Origin of the sequence: Rossellomorea sp. NPDC071047 (assembly GCF_050270195.1) — a bacterium.
Classification (GTDB): Bacteria; Bacillota; Bacilli; order Bacillales; family Bacillaceae_B; genus Rossellomorea.
This window is the reverse complement of the sequence record NZ_JBNNJT010000002.1, coordinates 712,746-736,840: the sequence shown is the minus strand read 5'-3', so window position 1 is coordinate 736,840 and position 24,095 is coordinate 712,746. Positions and strand designations below refer to the sequence as shown.

Sequence of the window (24,095 nt, the reverse complement as noted above, 5' to 3'; positions counted from 1 at the left end):
CTTACTTTTATTTTATCGCATGGAGGGACGGACCTCAAGAGGTCCGTCCCTCACCCGTATTTCTCTTTGTACTTGCTGAGTGTGATCAGGGGCCAAATCCATTGATAGCTATGGTAATGAATATAGAAGTTCCCTGGCAGGCCTACTCCCGTGGGGTACGTTTTGGATGAGTCATCTGCTTCTCCGTTCATGAATTCGAGAAGCGCCATGATGCCCAGGTCAATGGCGGGAGTGGGTTTGTCTTCGATACATATGAGAGATTCCAGTGCCCATGCGGTTTGTGAGGGGGTGCTGAAGGAAAGAGGCACGTATGTCTTTTCCTGATCACTGTAACAGGATTCTCCCCATCCCCCGTCTTTATGTTGAATGCTTTCCAGCCAAGCTTTTGCTCTTTGGATATGTTTATCAGAAGAGGGTACTCCCGTTGCTTTCATTCCCGTGATGGCCGCCCATGTCCCATAGATATAGCAGACACCCCAGCGCCCGTACCAGGATCCTTCGTCCTTTTGCATCAGTTTCAGCCACTGAACCCCTCTTTTCACCTGTTGATGGTCCTTGGTCAACCCTGCCCGGCTGCCCAGGAATTCAAGTGCTCTACCTGTTAGATCAGGGGTTGATGGATCGATTGCCGCTGCCTCTGCCCCGTCCATAGGAAATGAAGTAAGGATACCTTTTGTCTTGTTATTTTCAAAAGCCGGCCAGCCTCCATCACGGTTCTGCATACCAAGTGTCCATTCGAGCCCACGGTCCCACGATTGCCGCACAAGTGGTTTCTCAGCGGCTGAATAGGTAATGGCCCGGAGTGCAGCCGTCGTATCATCCACGTCAGGGTGAATGCTGTTGCTCTTTGAAAAGCCCCAGCCCCCAGGCTTCACACCGCTCTCCATCGCCCAATCTCCATAGCGGAAATGTTGTTTCTTAAGAAGGTATTCCACCGATTTCTCAATGGAGTGTTCTCGTGCATCCACTCCTGCTTCCTGAAGGGCATAGCCGATCAAGGCTGTGTCCCACACGGTTGAGGGAGAATTTTGAATATGAATGCCTTTCTTCGTTTCGCAGGCCATCTCTTTTAATCCACTCATTGCGTTTACGATTATAGGGTCACTCTTTTTGTACCCCAAAGCCAGCAGGGCATAAATCATATAAAACGTTGTGCTGAAATAACTAAGATACGTCCCATCGGATTCTATTCTTTGCAGCATATACTGTTGGGCAAATTGTTGTGACTGTTGATGGAGCTGGGATGGGATGCTGATAAGGGACTGTAGTCCCTCGTTGATTTTTGCGAATAATTTCAACTCACGGTCGTTGTAGCGTACTTCATGGGATGCACGGGACAGATGTTTTATATGAGGAGTGCTGGTTGTCTTTAAAGAGAATCGCTGATCTTTTAATAGCAATAGTGGTGCCAAATGAGCTCGTGCATAGCTGCTGAAATCCCAGAAGTTCAATGGGAATTGCTTTGGAATCATTAAAAACTCGATGGGAACCGGAAGCAAATGCCTCCAATCATATTGTCCATGAATGGCAAGCATGAATTTCGTAATCGAGTGTGCCCCGTGAAAACCACCCTTTTTCTCTATGAAACGCTGGGCTTTCTCCAGTCTCTTGTCCTCCTTCTCCACCAATCCACTAAATAAGAGGGCAAAGTATGCCTCAACCGTTGAAGACAGATTTCCTTCGTTTTCATCCTCAAAAAGCTTCCATGTCCCTTCCCTTGATTGTACTTTCCAAAGACGGTTCACGAGCCGTTCCATGAGCTCTTCATCATCCATCTCAAGGGAACGCAGAAGGATGATCATATACGCATCGGTCATCACGCTATTTTCAAAGCAGAAGGACCAGCTTCCTTCTGCATTCTGTTTATGCTGAAGATCACTCACCATTTTATGAATCGTGTTCTCAATCTTCTTTTTCATACATGTATCCTTCCTCCCAATATCTGCTCTGATGTAATGTATATGTGAAGAATGCGGGTACTAGTAGTGAGATACAAAGAAGAGCCTGCTCTCCGGTTGCGGGGCAGGCTCTTTCTATTGTTCTTCTTCTATTTTCTTAGAGTAGTAGCTTACAAGCTCGGGATACTTCTCAAGCTCTTTTTTTCCTTGCTCCGTTATCTGGTAAACTCCCCTTTTCACCCGCTCAAACCAGCGGTAATAATTCTTCTGGAGAATGGATGGAGTTTTCGCACCCGTGCCCAACTTGGCTAAATTCCTCGGTGACATGGGACCGTATTCCTCCAGGTAACAGGCAATCTGAATGCAATTTTCCTTGTAAGCCGTCATGATTTTCGTTTTATTGCTTCCGCCTACATTGTAATCTGCACTGCGCCCTTCGATTTCTTTTACAAGAGCTGCCCTTTTCCGCTTACTGTTCTTCATACTCTTATTCCGGTCAAAGGTTTCCGGATGTATGACAAAATCAAGCTTTGGGGTTTTCGTTGTAAACGACACGGTAATCAGACCGAGCTCTAGTCTGCGCACCAAGTGACAGACATCATTCCACCGCTTTGATCGGGGACGCTTTGGTTTCGGGATTGCTATGTATACAAGGTCTGTGAGTCTCTGCCGCTTTGTCGCTTGAATAAGAAGTTCGACATTCAATGAAAGCTTTAATTCTACAATCACAAGTTCATCTTCCTTAAAGGCAGTCACATCACAATCGTTCACTTCACCGTTTACCTGGTAACCCTGTTTGTGAAAATGTTTTTGGATCGGTTGATAAAGATCCGATTCTTTAAGTTTCTTCATGGTAAAAACCTTTCTGGGAAAGAATTCTATAGGGTAAAGTATAGACTATTCGAGAGATTTTTGCAGTTTGGAAGAAAAAGAGACCCCAACTCATGGTTCGTAAGTTGGGGGAAGCTATTGGAAATGGTTTATCTACCGTTTTTGCGATATACCAGCCGTTTGAGAAATATACCTGCCAAAATCAGCTTTTATCTGCCATTCTACAAAAAACGACAAGTCCCCTTTCCTTATCCTATCCTCGAATCTTCTCAATTTCATCAGCCACAAACTGCACCGACGTGCCTACAATTACTTGAATGTTATTTTCCCCAACCACATGTATGCCCGGCACCCCTGTCGCTTTGATCCTAGCCTGATCCACGGCATCCATGTCCTTCACTTCAACTCTCAATCTGGTAATGCAGTTATCTACGGAGGTTACATTTTCATCCCCACCGAGTCCGGCATAGATTTCATTGGCCATCACAGCAAACTTTTCGTCTTGAGTGAGCACCACTGCACTCTCCCCTGTTGCTTCTTCGCTGTCTTCTTCACGCCCAGGAGTCATAAGATTGAATTTCGCGATCATGAAACGGAACAAGAAATAGTAGAGAAGGGCAAATACGACACCTTGTATGAGCAGCATGTATGGAAGATTCGCTAGCGGGAGCCTTGAGCTTAAGACAAAATCGACGAACCCTGCGCTGAAGCCGAACCCGGCCGTCCATTGAAAGAAGGAAGCAATGGCCAAGGATAATCCTGTCAACACCGCATGTGCTACATAAAGGGCAGGTGCCACAAACATGAAGGCAAATTCCAGAGGCTCTGTCACTCCTGTGAAAAAGGAAGCAAAACCGGCTGCCAGCATAAGTGACGCCACCTGCTTCTTCTTACTTGGCTTAGCAGCATGATAGATGGCAAGTCCCGCAGCAGGAAGACCAAACATCATAACCGGGAAGAACCCAGCCTGATACATACCCGTCACACCTTCTTCACCCTTACCCGACCAGAAGTTCCCGATATCATTAATACCGGCAACGTCGAACCAGAACACGGAATTCAATGCATGATGTAAACCAGTAGGAATTAATAATCGATTAAAGAATCCATATAAACCAGCACCCGTGAAGCTTAATCCACTGATTTCTTTCCCGAATGAAACCAGAGCAGTATAGATGACCGGCCAAACGAACAGCATCACGCCTGATACTACCAGCATGGCAACCGCCGACATGATCGGAACCAATCGTTTTCCGCTAAAAAAGGCAAGTGCATCCGGAAGCTTCACGTGACTGAAGCGATTGTACATACTCGCGGCCACTATCCCTGAAAGTATCCCGACAAACTGATTACCGATTTTCTCAAATGCGGGATTGACCGCTGCGGCATCCACACCTTGTAGCAGTGCAACTGATTCCGTTGAAAGGAGTGTCGTTATCACGAGATAAGCTACCAACCCGCTCAGTGCTGCAGAACCATCCTTTGTTTTGGCCATACCAAGTGCTACACCTACTGCAAACAGAATCGACATATTATCAATGATCGAAGCGCCAGCCTTGATTAAGAAGGCTGCAATCGGACTATCCGCGCCCCAGCCAGTCGGATCGATCCAATACCCAATCCCCATAAGAATCGCAGCAGCCGGCAAAACGGCAACCGGAAGCATCAACGAACGACCAATGCGCTGAAGATATTTCATCATTTTGTTTTCCCCCTATCAGTCTATTTTTCACCTCTAGATGTTTTGTCTAGTAAATAGGACAAAACCTCTCCCATAAAAAATATTCTGGTTCCAAACTTTTTAGAAGTGAATAGGGATGAATATTCAACACCTTTTATAGTATTTTTCCAGTTGTTTGACCGTCATATTCATCAACAGGATCAATAACGAATATGCCATTACAGGAAAAAACACGATATATGGCTCCAACAACAATTCTCCGTATTGACTTCCGATCAAACCCGCCCATTCATACGTCGCGCTTGAATAAGCATTGAACTGATCATGCTCCTGCCCCGAGGTAATAACCGTCCCTCCTATAAAAATATGAAAAATAGCAAGATGCAACAGCAGGTTGAGAACCTGTACGAGCTGCCTGCCTGTCAAAATGATGAGCCTGGGGAAGAGGTGAGGGAAAACATGTCTTTTAACAAGATGAAAGGGTGATCCCCCAAGGACACGTGCACTATCCAGAAAATCATGGGAGTGAATATGCCGTACAGTTTCTCCGATCATTTTTGCTGTAGTCGGTACACCTGCCATTGTGAGAACAATGAGCTGTAAAAGAAGAGATTGGGTCATAGTAAGGGGCGGGGCACTTCTCAGCTCATACAGCAAAAAAGGTGACAGCCAGATGATCGCAACCAGCGACTGGGGAACGAAGCTGAATGCTTGCAGCAAGCCTTCCACCCATGATGAAGTGAAACAGCTTTTAAGCCAGACACCTAGGAAAGGCGCAAGGATGATTCTAAATACGGTGACCACTAGCGCAAAAAACATCGTCCACTTCGCTCCAATCACCAACAAATAAAATAGATCACGGCCTTCCCGATCCGTTCCAAGCCAATATAGGCTTGAAGGCGGATATGGTGTAGTATCCACCACTGCCCCATTTTCATCATAGAGAAATGACTGGGCGACAGGTTCCTCTGTTACAATTGGCCAGAAGACGCTCACGAGAAAAATGAAAAGGAGTAGATACGCTGGAATCATCTTTGTTGATATCAACCTTTCCCTCCTCCTTTCGTTCCATAAAATCGCTGCCGGTAATGGATTGTACCTTTAATCAATACGAATAGTGGTGTCATGAAGAGGATCAGCATGAATGCCCGTGATGCGGCAGGCTGGTCTTCCATTATAAATCTCATGATCCCACTGCTATGAAACAGAAATTCGAGGACAACGAGATTGGTGAGCAAGACAAGGATGATGACGTGTAAATGCGTCAGGCACTCCATGGCCGTATTTCTTAAAATATGATGAAACGAAATGGCAGCATCGGAGATCCCTTTTGATTTTGCAAAGAGTACATAATCCCTCTCCATCTCTTCTTTCATAAAAAGAAGGTTCATTTTAAGGAGATAAATGCATGGGACAACACTCAAGGTTAAAAGTGGTAAGAGATAAGCCGGTTTTTTATCGGTGGAATAGGCTGCTGCTAGTTCAACCCCTGTCTGTTTATAAAACCACACAACAAATAATTGAATACTAAAGATAAAAAAGACGTCCGGAAGTGATTCAAAGATTCCTATAGTGGCAAGTATTATCTTCTTCAAAAATGGATGGAACTGTGTATACATCAAACTCGCAATCACGACTATGAATACAGCTATAATAAAGCTTCCCAGAAGCAAGGATAGACTATAAAAATAGGAATCTGCTATATAGGGAAATAAGTCTATTGTGACCGTCTGCTGATGGAATTCCTCGGACCTCACTTCAGGCATTCTGGCGTAGGATCGGGTCTCTGAATGTACATAGATGAGAAGTTTGTCAGGCTGCAGAATATTGCTAATGATCGTTTGGATAGTTGAAGTAAAAGTCTTTAAGCCTCCAGTTAATGAAGGAGAAGCCAGTAGGAGAATGATACCTGTGCACGTCAATCCATATTGTCCAATTTCTTTAATTAATTTCATCATGAACATGACCCCTTAAGTTAAATCAGACTCATAAATAAATTGCTTCAATAAAGGAAGCGAGATGAACTGACTAAGATCCGCTCGCAGTGACTCCATTTTTTCTCTGTTTCCTGAATAGAAGATGTAATAGCCTTTCCGTTCACTCGTTACCAGGCCGGACTTTTGAAGAGTTTTAATATGACTGGAAATGGTCGCTTCAGCAAGGTCATATTTTTCCGCGAGCTGTTTGGTGCTGTATGGATGCATGAGAACATCCCGTAATATTTTTAATCTTGTTGATTCTCCCAAGGCCTTGAACATGAGAACTAAGTCTGTGGGCGGCTCATCATTAGAAGCTTCCGTCTCAGGCACCGCTACGTGCAAGCCGAGGCAAAGCCTGCCAGGATATACACCGAGCATGACATGTGGGGTAATGAAGGTAGAAGGCTGTAATGTGAGATGGGTATATTCTGTTAACGAAAATCGGTACGTCTCACCCTTTTGCACCTTAATGATTGAGCCTTTTAGTGTAACATCCGGGTGAAGCTCATTCAGGGCATCGAAAGAAGACTGATCAAGCTTTTGCTGGAAAGTGGCGGATGCCCTCGTAATCCAAGGCTGGATCCGAAACAATTCCCGTTGGAATAACTTTTCGTTGTATTCATAAAGGAGCTGGTGAATGCGATCCTTCCACTGCTTCGGATGCTTCAGCAAATCCTTTTGATGATGGTTTAGCGGTGACATACGATTATCCTTCCTCCAGCCTTGAAGCGATTCAACACTGTACTGCTCTCCCAGCATATAAAAAACGAAAGCCTCATCAGGCATGGAACAAATAAATTCGATTGCTTCCTCTGTAGAGGACTCATTAAGCTTGTATTCGTTACGGATATTCATGACATAATACCACTCATAGGTCAACGATCCAATCATGCGAATATCAGAGACCATTTCTTTTGAGAGCAACGCCTCTGTTTCCGTCGCCCACTTCCTGCGGTATGGATGATGAACCGGATTACACAGCACATGCAAACTCGCCACCAATTCATTAAATGGTGAAAACACAATTTCAATACCCATCAAGATCCCACCTTTAACTGATTAGCTATTTATCTAATCAAACCCTATAACTGGATAAATTAAACATAACTTACGGTATATGGAGGGATCTGTCAAGAGTGGTTAGAGGATATTGAGGGACGGACCTCGGATTTCAATTGAAGAAATGGTGTGGTTATGGAAATTCGTGGCGGTGGATGGGTCCTTAGGGAGGTCCGTCCCTCTTTAAACACGCAAAAAAACCTCCGTCAGGCATCAAGCCCGACGGAGGTCCGTCCCTCTATTAAGGTAGTTCAGTTGTGCCCATGAGGTAGCGGTCGCATTCGCGTGCTGCTTCGCGGCCTTCGTTGATGGCCCAGACGATGAGGCTTTGGCCTCGGCGCATGTCTCCTGCGGCGAAGACACCATCGACGTTGGTCAGGTATTTGCCGTACTCTGCTTTAACCGTTGAATTGGTGTTTGTTTCGACTTCAAGCTCTTTGATCAGGTCTTGTTCCGGACCACTGAATCCGATGGCCAGAAGGACAAGATCAGCTGGCCATACTTTTTCCGTTCCGGGAATTTCATCACGGATTTTGTTTCCATCTTCGTCATAACGAAGCTTTACATTAATCGTATGGACTTCCTTGATATGACCATGCTCGTCACCGACAAACTTCTTGGTCATGACGGCATACGCACGTGGATCTTCTCCAAGTACTTCTGCTGCTTCTTTTTGACCGTACTCCACCCGGTGAATGACCGGGTATTGCGGCCAAGGGTTGCCGACTTCATCACGCATGGCGCCCTTTTTATCATAGATATCAAACTGAGTGAGGCTTTTACAGTTATGTCTTACCGAAGTGGCCAAACAATCTGTACCTGTATCTCCACCACCGATGACAATGACGTTTTTCCCTTCTGCAGAAATATAATTTCCGTCCTCCAGGTTGGAATCCAACAAGCTTTTTGTATTCGAATGAAGGAATTCCATTGCGTAATGAACGCCTTTCAAATCTCGCCCATCCACTTGGATGTCGCGATGAACGGCGGCTCCCCCGCAAAGGATGACTGCATCAAAGTTTTCACGCAGGTTTTCGACAGTGTAGTCTTTCCCAACCTCCGTATTCGTAACGAATTCAATGCCCTCTTCTTCTAAAATATCGACGCGGCGCTTAACGACTGAATAAGGCAATTTCATTTCTGGAATGCCATACGTTAATAACCCGCCTACACGATCATTTTTTTCAAAAACGGTCACAAGATGGCCAGCTTTATTCAATTGAGCAGCTGAGGCCAATCCTGCCGGACCAGAACCTATAACCGCCACCCGTTTACCGGTGCGGTATTCGGGTGGTTCCGGAATGACCCAGCCTTCTTCAAACCCTTTTTCGATGATCGAGCGTTCCACGGTTCTAATCGCAACAGGCGGCTCGTTGATTCCAAGTACGCATGCTCCCTCACATGGTGCAGGACAAGCAAAACCGGTAAATTCAGGAAAGTTGTTCATCTGATGCTCGCGCTTCAGGGCTTCCTTCCATTGTCCCTGGTACACAAGATCGTTCCATTCCGGTATTAAGTGATAAACAGGGCAACCCGTTGTTGCTCCATTGATTTCCATTCCAGACTGACAGGTGGGAACGCCGCAATCCATACAACGCGCCCCCTGTTTCTTGACCTCTTCTTCCGAAAGAGGAGAGGTATAATCGTTCCAATCCTTCGTCCTTTCAGCTGGATTTCGTTCATCTAATGTTTGTCTTTTATATTCCATGAATCCAGTTGGTTTTCCCATAATATCCCCCTCCCTCTTTATTTCGCTGGTTCTAACACTTTTTTCTCTTCTTTTGTACCTTCTTCAAATGCTGCCATTTCGGCATCGAATTTCTCTAATCCACTATTTTCAAGCTCACTGATCCGCTCTCTCATCTTGAGGTACGATTTCGGAATCACGCGTACAAATTTTGATACGTAGGAATCCCAGTTCGCTAAAATCTTCTTGCCGTTGTTACTGTTTGTATAATGAACGTATTTCTCGATCATGTCGTATACATCTTTCATTTCCTCCGGATCAAATAATGGTTGAACAAGTACCAGTTCCTGATTACATCTTGATCGGAAGTTTTCATCCTCATCCAGTACATAGGCGACTCCACCTGACATACCGGCTGCAAAGTTTCGACCTGTAAGACCGAGTACAACCACTTTTCCACCTGTCATATATTCACATCCGTGATCGCCGACACTTTCAACGACTACCTGTGCTCCACTGTTTCTGACACAGAAGCGCTCGCCGGCCACTCCGTAAATGTATGCTTCTCCACCTGATGCCCCGTAGAAGGAAACGTTACCGATGATCGTGTTTCGTTCAGGAATGAACGTAGCGGTCGGATCAGGATGAACGATGATTTTCCCGCCTGATAAACCTTTTCCTACGAAGTCATTTGAATCACCGACAAGTCTCAGCGTCAGACCTTTTGGAATAAAGGCACCGAAGCTTTGTCCTGCAGATCCTTTAAACGTCAGGCGGATTGTATCTTCCGGTAATCCTTCTGCCCCGTAACGTTTAGTGATTTCGCTTCCAAGCATCGTGCCGGTTACGCGGTGAATGTTCCGGATCGCTGTCGTCCATTCAACCGGTTCTCCCTTTTCAATCGCTTGGCGGCAGCGGGGAATCAGTTCTTGATAATCGAGTGTTTTCTCAAGTTCGTGATCCTGCTTTTTTGTCGCATAGCGGCCCACCTTTGCAGGCACATCCGGCTGATGCAGAAGAGCAGAGAGGTCGATTCCTTTCCCTTTCCAATGATCGATTGCTTCGTTTGCTTCAAGAATATCGGTTCTACCGATCATTTCATTGATCGTTCTGAAACCAAGTTGAGCCATAAGCTCTCTTGTTTCCTGGGCAACAAAACGCATGAAATTCGCTACATGCTCAGGGTCACCTGTGTATTTTTTACGCAGCTCAGGGTCTTGAGTCGCAATACCGACTGGACATGTATTCATATGACAAACACGCATCATGACACATCCAAGGACAACAAGTGGTGCAGTCGAGAATCCATACTCTTCCGCTCCTAGAAGCGATGCAACCACAACATCCCGGCCCGTCATCATTTTCCCATCAGTCTCGACGACAATCCGGTCACGAAGACGGTTCAGTAACAGGGTCTGATGGGCTTCGGCAAGACCGATCTCCCATGGTAATCCTGTATGTTTCAGACTCGTTCTCGGGGCAGCACCTGTCCCTCCGTCATATCCGCTGATTAACACAACATCCGCCCGGCCTTTCGCCACACCTGCAGCGATCGTTCCAACACCCACAGCCGATACCAGCTTTACGCTGATTCGGGCTTGGGGGTTCGCATTCTTCAGGTTATAAATCAGCTCGGCAAGGTCTTCAATCGAATAGATATCATGATGGGGCGGTGGAGAAATCAATTCCACTCCAGGAGTGGACCCCCGCACCTCAGCAACCCAAGGATATACTTTCTTCCCAGGGAGATGCCCTCCTTCACCAGGTTTTGCTCCTTGTGCAACCTTGATTTGTATTTCGTCCGCATTCACCAGGTAATGGCTTGTTACACCGAAGCGTCCTGACGCTACTTGCTTGATTGAGCTGCGCCTTGAATCCCCATTTTCGTCCGGGGTGAAGCGGCTTGGATGTTCCCCACCTTCACCTGAGTTGCTGCGTCCCCCGATTTTATTCATGGCAATCGCTAATGCTTCATGGGCTTCCTGACTGATGGAGCCGAATGACATGGCACCGGTCTTGAAACGGCGACAGATTTCTTCCACTGATTCTACCTCTTCAATCGGGATAGGCTTCGTTTCTTTAAACGAAAGAAGTCCGCGCAGAGATTGCAGATTCTGCTTTTCATCTGTCAGCATATTGGAATATTTTTTGAACAACTCATAATTATTCGTACGGCATGCATGTTGAAGAGTGTGAATCGTACTTGGATTGTACGCATGATCCTCTCCATTTTTACGATATTGGAATTCGTCTCCGGAATCCAATGTTTGTTGATTGTCTTTACGGTCATTGAATGCTTTTCTATGTCTTAAAAGCACTTCTTTTTCGATGATATCCATTCCGATTCCGCCGAGTCTCGACGCTGTACGGGTGAAATATTTATCGATCACGTCTTTATGGATGCCTACCGCTTCAAATATTTGTGCTCCACGGTAGCTTTGAATCGTCGAGATACCCATTTTAGATAAAACTTTGATGACACCGTCAGTCCCTGATTTCACAAAACTTTGCACAGCCTGCTCGTAAGTGGTGTCCTGCAGCTCGCCTTTATCGATAAGATCACGCAGGGTTTCATAAGCTAAATACGGATTGATGGCTTCTGCACCATATCCAAGCAGGGTTGCGAAATGGTGAACCTCTCTTGGTTCCCCTGATTCTAAGAGGATGCTGACAGTTGTGCGGGTTCCCTGGCGAATTAAGTGATGGTGAAGCCCTGATACGGCAAGGAGTGCTGGAATGGCTGCCTTATCTTTCATAACGCCACGATCTGATAAAACTAGAAGGGTCGCACCGTCTTCAACGGCCTGGTCCGCTTTTTCATATAGAGCATCCAGGGCGCTTTCAAGCTGATTTTCTTCATCGGTTACATCAAATAAAATCGATAAAGTAACGGCTTTAAAGCCCTCTTCGTTTTGATGACGGAGCCTTTCAAGCTCTTCCCCGGTTAAAATCGGTGTCTTTAGATGGATATGCCTGCAGCTTTCAGGACCCGGGTTAACCAGGTTACCTTCTGCTCCAATCGTTGTTCCTACAGATGTAATGATCTGTTCCCGTATCGCATCAATCGGCGGGTTTGTCACTTGAGCAAATAGTTGTTTAAAGTAGTTATATAGAAGCTGTGGCTTTTTTGATAATACCGCAAGTGGTGAATCATATCCCATGGAACCGACCGGGTCTTTCCCGTCCGTCACCATCGGCTTGATGATTTTGTTTAATTCCTCTGTTGTGTAGCCAAATGCCTGTTGCTGCAGGAGAACTTCTTCTGAATCCAGTTGAACCACTTCCTGGGTCGTTTCAGGCAAATCCTCAAGCTCAAACTTATTGTTATCCAGCCAATGTCTGTATGGTTGTTCGGAAGCAACGCGCAACTTGATCTCTTCGTCTGGAATGATCCTGCCTTTTTCAAGGTCCACCAACAGCATTTTCCCCGGCTGTAATCGGTCTTTATATACAATATCGTCGGCAAAAATATCAAGGGCCCCAACTTCAGAACCAAGAACGATCATGCCGCCCTTTGTCACATAGTAGCGGGCAGGTCGAAGTCCATTTCTGTCAAGGCATGCGCCAATCTGTTTTCCATCTGTAAACACAAGGGCTGCCGGTCCATCCCATGGCTCCATCAAACAGCTATGATATTCGTAGAAGTCCTTTTTCTTCGGGTGGATCGTGTCATCATTTTCCCAAGGTTCCGGTACCATCATCATGGCCGTATGAGCAAGAGATCTTCCTGATAAATGAAGGAATTCAAAGCAGTTATCAAACATGGAGGAATCACTGCCTGTCTCATCAATGACAGGAAGGATTTTTTCCAGATCTTCTTCTTTAAAAGCACTTGAATGGCATAGTTTCTCACGTGCGCGCATCCAGTTCACATTACCTCTTAATGTATTGAATTCTCCATTATGGATCGTATATCGGTTTGGATGAGATCGCTGCCAGCTTGGGAAAGTGTTTGTACTAAAGCGGGAATGTACAAGAGCTAAAGCTGACCGGAACTCAGGGTGGTTGAGGTCAATATAAAAGGAATCGAGCTGTTCCGGGATGAGCATCCCTTTGTAAACAATGGTCGTGGACGACAAGCTACAAAGATAGACATCTTCTTGTCCCTCAACAGTCGCCACTTCTTTTTCAATTCGTTTCCGGATTACATATAGCTTTCGTTCAAAATCCATCCGGGACTGAATGTCATCCGATACCCCAATGAATACCTGGCGGATGAACGGCTTCGACTTTGAAGCCACTTTCCCTACAAAAGAATCGTTTAGGGGAACTGGTCTCCATCCGAGAGTCTTCTGACCTTCTTCTTCAATGATGCGTTCGAAGATTTCTTTACTCTTCATGCGCTTCTCATAATTTTCAGGAAGGAATACCATTCCGATTCCATATTCACCTTTTCTCGGAAGGATGATGTCTTCTTTCTCACATTGCTTTTTGAAGAAATGATGAGGGATTTGGGTTAGGATACCTGCACCGTCCCCAGTACTTGTATCAGCTGATTGTCCTCCGCGGTGCTCTAAATTACATAGAATGTTAATTGCATTTTGAACGATGTTATGACTCTTCGTGCCATCAATGTTTGCAATCATTCCAATTCCACATGCTTCATGTTCTTGCGCAGGATCATACATGCCTTGCGCTACAGGAAGATTCGTTTTCATCCAATGTCCTCCTCTACCAAACTTGTATATTTTTTGAATAATTAACCGGTTAATTAAATTTTCTTAATTTTCGTTAGTATATCATGAAATTTAGAAAAAACGAAAAATTAAGTTAATGGGAAGAGAGGTGTTTTTCCAAATATATATGTAATAGAACGGGTGAACGTTGATATATAAATGTTTATTTTGACTTAATATTCAGAATCTTTTAAAGCTTGATGTAATCACAAAGAAATCGCTTTCAAATAATCACCCATTGGAACATTTTTCATCAAAATCCAACATGAATTTTCATACAAAATGTTAACTGAAAAAATTTTTTTGCACCTTAAATTTCAGCTACTTAAACTCTCCTTCTTTTCCCTTCAATACCAAAATTCAAACCACAAGAAGAGGGACGGACCTCCGAAAATCCCGGAGGTCCGTCCCTCTTCTTCACTACTTATTCGCTTCTTTCAATGCTTCGCTTTCAACCAGGTCCATGAAATCGGTGACGACTTTGTTGTTGTTTTTTTCTCCGCCCAGTTTTAATAAGACTTTTCCCAGGAAGTTCACTCCTCTGTTTTCGCCTTTGTAGATGAATCTGGTTTGGCCGTCGTCTATTTTGTGAAGCGTGAATTCGGCTTCGATTTCAAATGCTTTTGCGAGTGTGAAACCGATTTTATTGTGTTTTTTCTCAAGGGTGTTCTCATACTCGAGGTCTTCTACGATATACGTCTCGATCCGCTTCCCCTCTTTGTATTTCTGTTGGTAAGTTGAGCCTACCACGCCTTCCTTCTGCTCCAGTACCTTGTTTTCAACGACGTTCGGCATGATTCGTTGAATGTTTTCAATCTCAAACAAATGCCAAATCGTTTCAATATTGACTGGAATGATCCTCTCTTCATGCCATTTAATCATTATTACCCTCTCCTATTCCCATCTCGAAGAAATCATCCATTTCTTCGATCACTGTTTGTATTCGCTGAACTTCCGCTTCTAAATCCCTTTTCTTGGCCCGGATCAATTGTTCCAAATTCTCAAAGGACTCGTCATTCACAACGGTTAGCATTTCTTGAATGGTAAAGTTGAATCTCCTTAGGTAGACCAATAATCGTCCTACAAGATAGGATCCATTATCATAATATCGATAGTTATTTGCAGGATCGATATACACAGGTTCCAGCAATTTGATCTCAGCGTAATAACGCAGTGTTTCCTTACTCAGTCCTGTTATCTTGGAAAACTCGCTCACCTTGTACATTCTTTCCACCTCACACCTAAATCATAAACCATGTGGTGCACCACACGGTCAATCCCTTTCTTTAAATTGATTTCCGGACCCTATCTTTGTAAAATAAGGTTTTCATGAATCGATGCACATCCTTCCAGAAATTTCTTCACTTCTTCGCATGCCTCTTCAATCGAACCCGCTTTTATCGTCACCTTTTGATCTTCAGAATACCGACTCGCAGTATGGCAGTATCTTGGATCATAATAGTATTCCAATAAAAACTCCAAAATCCGCTCATAGTTCTTCTCTTTCAGCTCGTCCTCTATTCTATTGGCAATCGGGCTATGTATACGTCTCTTGATACACCGAAACGCTTCTGCAAATTCATCATGATGCTCGTGTAATCGGTATTCCTTTAAAATATGATTGACTCTCTCTTTCATTGGCATCTCAATAAAGATGTGAAAACCGCCCTCTTTTTTCTCTACTAAAAAGTCAGGGAGAAGCAGCTTTCCGATCCGTTTGCTTTCTGCTTCAAATAATATTAAGGGAGATTCCTGCAGCTCCTTCTAACTCCATTTTACCACCACTTCAACCCAATTGTTCGAAACATTCTGTAATCATCCTTTCCCTTTCTTTTCTTTTTAGAACTATTTATCTAGTCAAATCCTCCCTCTTATCGATAGAATATTCAGTTTTTTCACCTCATTGGTACTATATACCATTAGAACCCAACACCTTATAATGAAAATAGAAATATTATTTCATGTTTTTTTATTATTTCGTGAAGTATTATTTCAATAAAATGAAAACGGTTTCTTTCATAAGAAATCAGTTAATGAAAGCGGGGGATTTGTTGATGAAAGCAGGGAAGTACATGATTATGGCCGTTTTGTTATTCTCGCTTGCCCTTCCTTTTTCTACTGGAAAAGCAAAAGCTTCAGAAACTCAGGCGCCTAAACATGAAATGCGTGCAGCATGGATTGCCACGGTTCAAAACATTGATGTGAAAGCAGGAATGGACAAGCAGGAGTATACGGCTTGGGTGGAAGAGACCCTTGATGAGCTGAAAGAGTTGAAGTTTAATACCGTCATCTATCAGGTGAAGCCTACTGTAGATGCCTTCTATCCTTCTGAACTGGCTCCCTGGTCTCAGTACATTACAGGTGACAAACAAGGAACGGATCCGGGATATGATCCACTTCGGGTCATGATCGATGAATCCCATAAGCGCGGAATCGAGGTTCATGCATGGGTGAACCCGTATCGAATCACGATGCCGAATCAAACGATCGAGTCACTTGCAGATAATAACGTAGCCAAGCTTCATCCTGAATGGGTCGTGAAATATGGCAAGCAATATTATTTGGACCCTGGTATACCTGAAGTACAAGAATACTTGATTGATACAGTCAAAGAATTAGTGAGTCATTATAATATCGAAGCCGTTCACATGGACGATTACTTCTATCCTTACCGAATTGCAGGAGAAACCTTCCCAGATCAAGATACATACGAGAAATATGGCAACTCTTTTGACGATATTGAAGATTGGAGACGAAATAACGTTGATGTACTAGTAGCTGACATCAATTCAGCCATCAAAGACATTAAAGAGTGGGTACAATTCGGGATTTCCCCATTTGGAGTATGGAGAAATATTGCTGATGATCCGACTGGAAGCGACACACAAGCGGGACAAACGAATTATGACGATCTGTATGCAGACACACGTCAATGGATCAAGGATGGAAGCATTGATTATATTACCCCTCAAATCTATTGGTCCAGGAATCTCGCTGTTGCCAACTACTCCGTTCTATTGGATTGGTGGAGTCAGGAAGTGAATGAGTATGCGTACAATCATCCTGTTAATCTCTATATAGGGATGGCTGACTATAAAGTAGGGGACAACTTTGACCAGGAATGGTTCAATCCATACGAGCTGCCTGAACAAATCTTGGACAACCGTGAAAATGGAACGGCACTTGGGCAAATGCATTTCTCTCTCAAACAGATATTTGAAAATCCGCTTGGTTACGCCGATATTATACGAAATGAGGTTTACACCGAGCCTGCTTTAACCCCAGCCACTCCTTGGAACAATGCGGAGCTTCCAAAAAAACCGAACAAGGTTAAAGCAGATAAGCATAAAGAAGGCATTACGATAAAAATCGATGATAAGAAGCATACCGATGCCAGAAAATATGTCATTTATCGCTTTGATGGAGTGAAAGAAGGAGATTACAAGAATCCAGCTAACATTGTGGATGTCGTGTATTCTCAAAAAGGGCTTACAACATATGAAGATACTTCAGCTGAAGAAGGTGGAATGTACACATATGGAATTACCTCCGTTTCTCCGACGGGTGTGGAAAGTAAGGATGCCAAAACAATACGGGTAAGAGTACGATAATGATAGAAAGAGAGTTTCTCCGCTATGGAGAAACTCTCTTTTTTACTTCAACTGCATTTCCTTTACCTTTTGCCTGATATGGTCCGGCCACCATGCCCCGCATTCTTCCGATACCACACAGGCAGCACATTTTTCCAAGTCGTACACCATCATACCCTGAATGGGCGGAGAATAGAGATGTAGGGTCACCAGGCCTTCCCCTCTCCCTTTCTTCATTTTGTGAACACCTTTTTTCGGAGCAAAAAAGAAAGAACCTTCCCTATATTCGCGATCAAATATCTCCTGTGGAAGCTGGTTCTCTTTTACTTCAAAGATTGTATTGACTGAAGTTCCGCTCAGAACTTGGATCCATCCCCTTGAGTCCCCATGATCATGTGGAGCACATTCCATGTCGGACCAATTCATCACCAGAAGCTCTGATACTTCATTTTGATAAAGGAGCTTTCGATAATATGGCTTACCCTCCGGAGACTGTAAGTATGGCTGTAAATCATCGAGACTTATTTGAAGAGACTGCAAGACTTCTTTAAGTTCTTTCGTGGAAGGGGTGGTCATTTCATTCAATCTATCCATTATCCGTTCCCTTAAGGTCACCGCGATTCCCCCTGTGTTATCGTTTCCTCCATAGATACCGATGGAAAACAGAAATCATCTGGCCATTTACAATCACGACCCCTATTATAATTATGACTCCACCCAGTATCGTTATGAAGAAAATTTTTTCATGCAGGAGAAGGATCGCCGCAATAAGTGTGGTAACGGGTTCTAAATAGAGAAACATCGACACCTTTGTCGCATCCAACACCTCCAATGCTTTCGCCCAGTACCAATATGCGATGCCAGACACAAACACACCGAGAAACATCAAGTGGGCCCATTCCACATTTGATAGAAGAGAAATGCCTTCCCACCCACGGTTTCGGATAAGAAAAGGGATGGTCAAGCTGAAACCCAGTAGACTCATATAAAAGGTGATGACGAGGGATGGCAGCTCGATACGGAGTTTTTTCAGCAACACTGAATAGATTGCCCAGTTTAATGTACTCAGGATCATCAGGATATAACCTATGTTAACGGCAAATCCGATAGACTGCCCGCCCCTCGTTGTCGTCACCATCAGAACACCAGTTATTGCTATAATCATGCCTAGCGCTTTTGGAACCGTCATCTTTTCATGTAAAAAAATCATGGAAAGGATTACGGTGAATACGGGAGAGAATGAAATCATCCAGCCTGCGGATGATGCATCAATTGTAAGAAGGGCAGTCGCCTGGATCACTTGATGGATGAAGACGCCCAGTACACCCAGCACTATCAGGTGAGGGATATATCTGATCGGAATCGTGAGGCGATATCTTTTTAAAAATAAGAGCAAGAGCAGAAACAGTGCTCCAATAGCAAACCGGAGAACGAGCAGGGTATAAGGATCAAGGGTGTTTAACACTGCTTTCGTTGATACAAATGATATGCCCCAGAAGCTGATGGACATCGTGGCATATAAGGAGGCGGCAATCTTTGACTTAACTGGAATCATTGGCGTGGTATCCTTTCGGAAAAGGGTATTTGTATCATGGTATGCCCGTCCAGGAGAAAGATGTGGGGATTGTGGTGGAATTTGGTTTGGGATGGGATGGATTTGGGAGGTTTTGAAAATAAATTGGGATCCGGATCCGTTGTGGCATCCCTCTTCCATCGAAAGTCGATAATAAACAGCTAAAAGGCGATAATATCTCTACCAAAACCAATTCCAACACCCATTCCCCTCGCCGTTCCACACAAAAAAATGCCCCAAATCAATATTTGAGACACTTCCCAACCTTAACTATGTGTAAATTGCTCACGAAATTGCGGTAAATACTCTCTATGCACCTCAAGCATCTCATCTAGCAGCTGCTTCGCCTTCACATCACTCGTCACCAACGGATTGATCGTCATGGCAAGCAACGCTTTCTCATAGGAACCTGTTACCGATGCTTCCGCAGCAACACGTTCAAAGGATTTAATTTGATGAACAAGTCCGCTCACAGCCACGGGCAGCTCACCAACTGCAATCGGCTTAGGACCAGACCTCGTAACGACGCAGTTCACTTCTACAGCAGACCCCCGTGGTAGATCACTGATTGCACCGTCGTTCCGTATATTCAGCGTTTGAACGTCTCCACGGTCATTATAAATGGATGAGATGAGATTACATGCCGCATCGCTGTAATAAGCCCCTCCCCTTTGTTCAAGCTGTGGAGGCTTGATATCAAGGTTTTCATCCTTGTAAAGTTGAAAAAGTTCATTTTCTAATTGCTGAACCACTTCAGCCCTGGTGGTCCCCGTCTTGAACTCTTCTAACTGCTTTTCTAAAATATCACTCGTTTTATAAAAATAACGATGATAAGGACAAGGAATGATCCCGAGACTCTTAATGAACTCCGGTTCCCATGGAAGCGGCGCAATATTCCTCATGCTGACCTGCTTGTCAGGATTGCTCATGATGTCCAGAACGTCCCCTAAAACAGATTCACCATCCACCAAAACGTCCAATCCGTACACCATATGATTCAATCCGGCGAAGTCGATATGGAGTCGTTCTACCTCCACATCTAAAAGCTTGGCCAATGTCATTCTCGTATTGATGGGAAGATTACATACGCCTACGACCTTAGGGTGTGACCCGTAACGCAGTAAAGCCTCCGTCACCATGCCTGCGGGATTCGTGAAGTTAATCAACCAGGCGTCCTGGCAAAGCTGCTGCATTTCTTCTGCGATTTGAAGGAGAACCGGAATCGTCCTCATTCCCTTGAATAATCCCCCGGCCCCATTCGTCTCCTGGCCGATCATCCCGTACTTGATCGGAAGCCTCTCATCTTGTATTCTTGCCTTTAGTTGTCCGACTCTCATTTGAGTCGTGACGAAATCAGCTTCTGCGAGAGCCTCTTTCCTGTCCAGTGTAAGGTGAATCTCCATGGGAACCCCGGCTTTTTCTACCATTCTCTTCGCCAAATTCCCAACGATGTCTAGCTTATCTTTTCCTGCTTCAATATCCACCAGCCAAAGCTCACTCACTGGAAGCTCATCATAACGCTTGATCAATCCTTCAACAAACTCGGGAGTATAGCTTGAACCCCCACCGATCGTAACAACCTTGATTCCTTTTTTCATACTGAATGCCTCCCCGAGATTACTTTGCAACAAAGGCCAAAATAAAGCTTATTAAGAAACTTACAACCACTGCTAATAAAACGCGCTTCCTTTTAACAGAAGCTTTTTCAACGGGACCTTCAATTTTCAAGAGAACAAATGAAAGCCCGATCGAAGCCGAAATCCCCGTTGCTAAAAATACGCTCCAATCCTTTGCGAGTCCCGCACTCATTAAAGGTTCGGAAAGAAGTAAAAGTCCGATGGATACAGAGATTAGTAGAACAAACACACTTCTAAAACCGATACGCTTCGGGACAACCGATTCTGTCATATAAATCACTCCTAATGCTAATGAAGAAGTGGGAATCCTAGGACCCCCACTTCTGCTTTTTGATATGATCGTATTTTGCTGGAGGCAAAGCCCCTCCGCTTTTCTTTTTGTCCAGCTCTGGCGGCTAGCCCCTCGAAGTCATAAGTCAACTCAACCAAAAAGGCAAAGAACGCCTTTCCGGTTGATTCGCCTTATGCTTGTCGGGGCTGACCAAGCCGCCTCCGCTTTTCTTTTACGCCGCTTGTTGCTCGTTTTCTTCCATTTTTAACATTTTTTTATCGTACATCTTTAAGAATGGGAAGTAGATTGCGAAGGAAATTCCGATATTGATCAGAACCATAACGATCGCTCTCCAGTCACCACCCGTTGCCAGGTAAGCTCCTATCGGTGCAGGAAGAGTCCATGGCGGCATGATGTAAGTTGGTGATACTAATCCGACTGTCGTTGCCACATACGAAATTGTTGCCGTTATTAAAGGAACCGTGATAAAAGGTATGATTAGAATCGGATTCAATACGATTGGAGCTCCAAAGATGATAGGCTCATTAATATTGAATACACCTGGAACTAGACATGTTTTCCCCAGTGCTTTCAAGTATTTCGAACGTGCAAAGAAGACCATAGCAAGAACCAATCCAAGAGTTGCTCCCGATCCACCAATCCAAATGAACCACTGATAGAACGTTTCTGGAGCGATATGCGGAATCGGATTGCCACTGGCAACAGCATCAGCATTGTTCACAAGGAATACTTCCCAAAGCGGACGTGCTACCGTTCCTACAACTGATACACCATGAATTCCGAATGACCAGAAGAAATCTATAAGGAATACTGGAACCAATACTCCGAAAATACTGTCACCCGCTGTAACCAATGGAGCAACAGCGACACCGACTATATGATGGAGGTCGACTCCAGCTAGTACTGTGATGGATGAAACCAAAATGATAACAATCGCTACAGGAATAAGTGCTTCAAAGCTTCTTGATACAGATGCCGGTACTTGCTCTGGCATTTTGATCGTAATGTTTTTCGTTTTACAGAACCGCAAAATTTCAACTGCCAGAATCGAGACGACCATGGCGACGAACAATCCGTGACCCCCGAGGTTCGTCATTGGCAGGACCCAGCCTTCTCCGTCCATTACTTTAGGTGTAATCGTTAGTAGAAGTGCTGCCACTGAAATTTGTGCACCTGATAATGGATCCAGGTTATAGCTTTTCGAGAGGTTGTATCCTATCCCGAAGGCTATATAGAGTGACATGATAAACATGGTCAGTCGATAAGGAATCAGGATTTCGACGATGTTGTCAGCTGCCCACTGTTTGATGTCTCCGAATATTCCGCCATCAGGAAGCGGTGGAAAAGCCAAGATCAGGAAAAATGAACCGACGATAATAAATGGCAGTGCTGAAATAACCCCATCCCGGATTGCTTGCAAATGCCTTTGTTCAGAGAGCCGGGCCATTGGACCTGACAAGTTGTTCTCTAGAAAATTCACAAACTTTTGCATGTTTGTACCCCCTTGTTTCCTATTAAATTAGTTGGTTAATTCTTTTACTGTTTTCAGTAAAGTAGGACCACCAAGTGGCGTGTACGCTTGTGGAGGAATCGGACCACAAGGAACATTCGCTTCATCAGCGGCTTTTTTCACTTGATCAAAACGGTGTCTGATTTGCGGTGCTACCATACAAACATCCCATCCCTTGGATATCTCCTCGGATACTTCACCAGTACCGATTGCATGGACTTCCATCTCAATCCCTGCTTTGTCCCCTTCTTTTTTCAGTGCATTCACGACAATTGCGCTGGACATTCCACCTGAACATACGAATAATACTCTCATTTCTACTCTTCCTCCTCTTTCATCCTTTGAACTACTTCATGTGTATGAATAATTTGCTCGTAAACGCCATGTCCTTTTTTCATGCATAAAGCGACGAATAAAGCATCAATCACAACGAGTTGAGCAATTCTTGCCGTCATGGTCCCGATTCTGATATTGTGTTCTTCCTCGGAAATCGTCAAGACGATATCAGCGAGCTTTCTTGCCGGGGATTTCCCATGCTGTGTCAATAGAACGATTGTGGCCCCTTTTTCCTGCGCGACGTTCATCAGCTTCAGTATTTCCTTTGTCTGACCCGATGTGGAGACGACGAAGAGAACGTCTCTCTCGGTTAAGTTTGCTGCCATCATCATTTGCACATGGATATCACTTGCTTGAAATGCGAGATAATTGAGCCGTAACAGCTTTTGCGTAAAGTCCTCCGCTACTACAGCAGAACCGCCTACTCCATACAGGTATACCCTTTCAGCTTTATGGAACGCGTTCACAGCCCGATCCAGTTCATCTATGGAAAAAAGCTTTTCCGTGTTCTTGATCGCTTGATAGGTGTTCACCAGTACTTTGTTGAATACGGTTTCAATATTATCTTCAAAATGGAGGAGTGTATTGATGTCATGACTCTTTGTTTCTTCACTATTCGTGCTTTTGGCCAGTTCGATCTTCAGACCGCTGAAACTATTGATTCCGATTCGTTTGCAGAACCGGATGATGGCCGCTTCACTGCTGCCGCATGATTGTGAGAGTTGCTTTGTTGTCATTTCCATTACTTTTTCAGGAAACTCCAACACATATTGAGCAACCGCAATTTCAGACGGGGTGTAGCTCTCCATCTGACTTTTGATGTGTTTTAAAACTTGAAATTCCGTCATAGTCACCTCCAAAAAAATGATTGTCTTGAAAAGGCTTTCAGTTTAATATGATTATATGCGATAATGAAATTAAATTTCAATATTATTTTAAAATATTTAAACTTTTATTTTACTACTCTAGTAGAAACCAGTTCTAAACAGGAATGAGGAGGAATACACAATGGCAGAGGTACGCAACGTAGAAATGGAGATTTTTGAAATTATATCAAACGGCGGGAATGCAAAAAGCACCGCATATGAGGCACTGGCTAAGGCACATGAAGGTAAGTTTGATGAAGCTGAAGAGATGCTGAAAACAGCACATGCTGAACTGAACAAAGCTCACAAAACGCAAACGAGTCTCATTCAGGCTGAAATCAATGGGGAGAATTTCGAAAAATCCCTTCTGATGATTCATGCCCAGGACCACTTGATGACCTCTATCAGTGAAATCTCGTTGATCGAACAAATGATTCCCTTGTTAAAAAGAATAGAAAAACTTGAAAACAACTAATTCTA

At 44.2% G+C, this 24,095-nt stretch carries 20 protein-coding genes; 2 read left to right on the top strand and 18 right to left on the bottom strand.

Features of this window, described 5'->3' with window-relative positions; translation table 11 throughout:
- Window positions 1-50 precede the first annotated feature (50 nt).
- From shc to ACQKFO_RS11520, 11 genes are all read right to left on the bottom strand, one after another.
- Entirely contained in the window at window positions 51-1,919 is a 1,869-nt protein-coding gene (gene shc / locus ACQKFO_RS11570; RefSeq protein ID WP_427598791.1) for a squalene--hopene cyclase, read from the bottom strand.
- Between the two features lie 114 nt (window positions 1,920-2,033).
- Complete coding sequence (locus ACQKFO_RS11565) at window positions 2,034-2,750, bottom strand: DUF2161 domain-containing phosphodiesterase (protein WP_427598790.1); 717 nt, start codon at window positions 2,748-2,750, stop codon at window positions 2,034-2,036.
- A gap of 232 nt (window positions 2,751-2,982) precedes the next feature.
- Window positions 2,983-4,431, bottom strand: coding sequence for an N-acetylglucosamine-specific PTS transporter subunit IIBC (gene nagE, locus ACQKFO_RS11560; protein WP_427598788.1), 1,449 nt, complete (start codon window positions 4,429-4,431; stop codon window positions 2,983-2,985).
- Between the two features lie 123 nt (window positions 4,432-4,554).
- Entirely contained in the window at window positions 4,555-5,457 is a 903-nt protein-coding gene (locus ACQKFO_RS11555) for an ABC transporter permease subunit (RefSeq protein ID WP_427598787.1), read from the bottom strand.
- Window positions 5,454-6,368, bottom strand: a complete 915-nt coding sequence (locus ACQKFO_RS11550; protein WP_427598786.1) for an ABC transporter permease subunit — start codon at window positions 6,366-6,368, stop codon at window positions 5,454-5,456. Before ACQKFO_RS11550 ends, ACQKFO_RS11555 begins: the two co-directional genes overlap by 4 nt.
- Window positions 6,369-6,380: 12 nt before the next feature.
- Complete coding sequence (locus ACQKFO_RS11545) at window positions 6,381-7,427, bottom strand: DUF5937 family protein (RefSeq protein ID WP_427598785.1); 1,047 nt, start codon at window positions 7,425-7,427, stop codon at window positions 6,381-6,383.
- 262 nt (window positions 7,428-7,689) lie between these two features.
- Entirely contained in the window at window positions 7,690-9,177 is a 1,488-nt protein-coding gene (locus ACQKFO_RS11540) for a glutamate synthase subunit beta (protein ID WP_427598784.1), read from the bottom strand.
- 17 nt (window positions 9,178-9,194) lie between these two features.
- A complete protein-coding gene (gene gltB, locus ACQKFO_RS11535; RefSeq protein ID WP_427598783.1) occupies window positions 9,195-13,793 on the bottom strand; it encodes a glutamate synthase large subunit in 4,599 nt (1,532 codons plus the stop codon).
- 438 nt (window positions 13,794-14,231) lie between these two features.
- Window positions 14,232-14,693, bottom strand: coding sequence for an SRPBCC family protein (locus tag ACQKFO_RS11530; RefSeq protein ID WP_427598782.1), 462 nt, complete (start codon window positions 14,691-14,693; stop codon window positions 14,232-14,234).
- Entirely contained in the window at window positions 14,686-15,036 is a 351-nt protein-coding gene (locus ACQKFO_RS11525) for a MerR family DNA-binding transcriptional regulator (RefSeq protein ID WP_427598780.1), read from the bottom strand. Before ACQKFO_RS11525 ends, ACQKFO_RS11530 begins: the two co-directional genes overlap by 8 nt.
- A gap of 80 nt (window positions 15,037-15,116) precedes the next feature.
- Window positions 15,117-15,449 carry a hypothetical protein gene (locus tag ACQKFO_RS11520; RefSeq protein ID WP_427598779.1) on the bottom strand — a complete coding sequence of 111 codons (333 nt, stop codon included), beginning with the start codon at window positions 15,447-15,449 and terminating at the stop codon, window positions 15,117-15,119.
- A 416-nt stretch (window positions 15,450-15,865) separates the two neighbouring features.
- Between ACQKFO_RS11520 and ACQKFO_RS11515 the strand changes: the two genes are divergently transcribed.
- Window positions 15,866-17,422, top strand: a complete 1,557-nt coding sequence (locus ACQKFO_RS11515; RefSeq protein ID WP_427598778.1) for a glycoside hydrolase family 10 protein — start codon at window positions 15,866-15,868, stop codon at window positions 17,420-17,422.
- A 42-nt stretch (window positions 17,423-17,464) separates the two neighbouring features.
- On the opposite strand, the gene ACQKFO_RS11510 is transcribed toward ACQKFO_RS11515, so the two are convergent.
- The 7 genes from ACQKFO_RS11510 to ACQKFO_RS11480 form a co-directional block, all read right to left on the bottom strand.
- Window positions 17,465-18,016, bottom strand: a complete 552-nt coding sequence (locus tag ACQKFO_RS11510; RefSeq protein WP_427598777.1) for a cysteine dioxygenase — start codon at window positions 18,014-18,016, stop codon at window positions 17,465-17,467.
- A gap of 16 nt (window positions 18,017-18,032) precedes the next feature.
- Window positions 18,033-18,956, bottom strand: a complete 924-nt coding sequence (locus ACQKFO_RS11505) for a DMT family transporter (RefSeq protein WP_427598776.1) — start codon at window positions 18,954-18,956, stop codon at window positions 18,033-18,035.
- 284 nt (window positions 18,957-19,240) lie between these two features.
- A complete protein-coding gene (locus ACQKFO_RS11500; protein ID WP_427598775.1) occupies window positions 19,241-20,572 on the bottom strand; it encodes a 6-phospho-beta-glucosidase in 1,332 nt (443 codons plus the stop codon).
- A gap of 19 nt (window positions 20,573-20,591) precedes the next feature.
- Window positions 20,592-20,882, bottom strand: coding sequence for a hypothetical protein (locus ACQKFO_RS11495; RefSeq protein WP_427598774.1), 291 nt, complete (start codon window positions 20,880-20,882; stop codon window positions 20,592-20,594).
- A gap of 232 nt (window positions 20,883-21,114) precedes the next feature.
- A complete protein-coding gene (locus tag ACQKFO_RS11490) occupies window positions 21,115-22,395 on the bottom strand; it encodes a PTS sugar transporter subunit IIC (protein ID WP_315635648.1) in 1,281 nt (426 codons plus the stop codon).
- 27 nt (window positions 22,396-22,422) lie between these two features.
- On the bottom strand, window positions 22,423-22,728 hold the full coding sequence (locus ACQKFO_RS11485; RefSeq protein WP_044339788.1) for a PTS sugar transporter subunit IIB: 306 nt from the start codon (window positions 22,726-22,728) through the stop codon (window positions 22,423-22,425).
- Window positions 22,729-22,730: 2 nt separating this feature from the next.
- Window positions 22,731-23,597: a MurR/RpiR family transcriptional regulator gene (locus tag ACQKFO_RS11480; protein ID WP_427598773.1), complete on the bottom strand. Its 867-nt coding sequence runs from the start codon at window positions 23,595-23,597 to the stop codon at window positions 22,731-22,733.
- Between the two features lie 160 nt (window positions 23,598-23,757).
- Here ACQKFO_RS11480 and ACQKFO_RS11475 point away from each other — a divergent pair, with 160 nt between their 5' ends.
- The gene (locus ACQKFO_RS11475; protein WP_315635650.1) at window positions 23,758-24,090 is read left to right on the top strand and encodes a PTS lactose/cellobiose transporter subunit IIA; all 333 of its coding nucleotides are present in this window, start codon (window positions 23,758-23,760) and stop codon (window positions 24,088-24,090) included.
- Window positions 24,091-24,095: the final 5 nt, after the last annotated feature.